Here is a 587-nt window from a genome sequence, read left to right as displayed (position 1 = left end):
CAGCAGAATCTTTCAATGCAAAATTAAAAGCTTTTAGATCGCAATTTAGAGGAGTCAGGAAAATAGATTTTTTCTTATTCAGATTATCTAATCTTTTTGCTTAATCCCCAACTTTTGCACCTGATCCATTAAAACAGCTTTTGAAGTTTAATAATTTAGCATATGGTAAGAGAAAAACCTATTTTAGTTTAGACCAAAAAAAAACTTCAATTAACTTTTGTTAATTGAAGTTTTTAGTACTCAGAGCGGGACTTGAACCCGCACGAACATTGCTGTTCACTGGATTTTAAGTCCAGCGTGTCTACCAATTTCACCATCCGAGCATTATGTGGTACCTCCAGGGATCGAACCAGGGACACATGGATTTTCAGTCCATTGCTCTACCATCTGAGCTAAGGTACCATATTACTTACATTTCTCTATAAGTAAAAGTTAGAATAAAAAACCCCATTTAGAAACGGGGTTTTCAAAAGAAAGGCGACGACATACTCTCCCACAAAACTGCAGTACCATCTGCGCAGGCGGGCTTAACTTCTCTGTTCGGGATGGGAAGAGGTGAGCCCCGCCGCAATAACCACCTTAAGGCT

General features: G+C 38.8%; 2 tRNA genes and 1 rRNA gene. All 3 read right to left on the bottom strand.

Going from position 1 to position 587, the window contains the following annotated elements:
• Positions 1-237: 237 nt before the first annotated feature.
• The 3 genes from BSF41_RS23575 to rrf all read right to left on the bottom strand — a co-directional run bounded on the left by BSF41_RS23575 (position 238) and on the right by rrf (position 582).
• Positions 238-323, bottom strand: a tRNA-Leu gene (locus BSF41_RS23575).
• A 6-nt stretch (positions 324-329) separates the two neighbouring features.
• Positions 330-402 (bottom strand) — tRNA-Phe (locus tag BSF41_RS23570).
• Positions 403-472: 70 nt separating this feature from the next.
• A 5S ribosomal RNA gene (rrf, locus tag BSF41_RS23565) occupies positions 473-582 on the bottom strand.
• Between the last annotated feature and the right edge of the window lie 5 nt (positions 583-587).

The sequence above is a fragment of the Flavobacterium sp. ACN2 genome, assembly GCF_002303885.1.
Lineage (GTDB): Bacteria > Bacteroidota > Bacteroidia > Flavobacteriales > Flavobacteriaceae > Flavobacterium.
The sequence above is the reverse complement of the archived record's forward strand: the minus strand, read 5'-3'. Positions and strand labels throughout refer to the sequence as shown.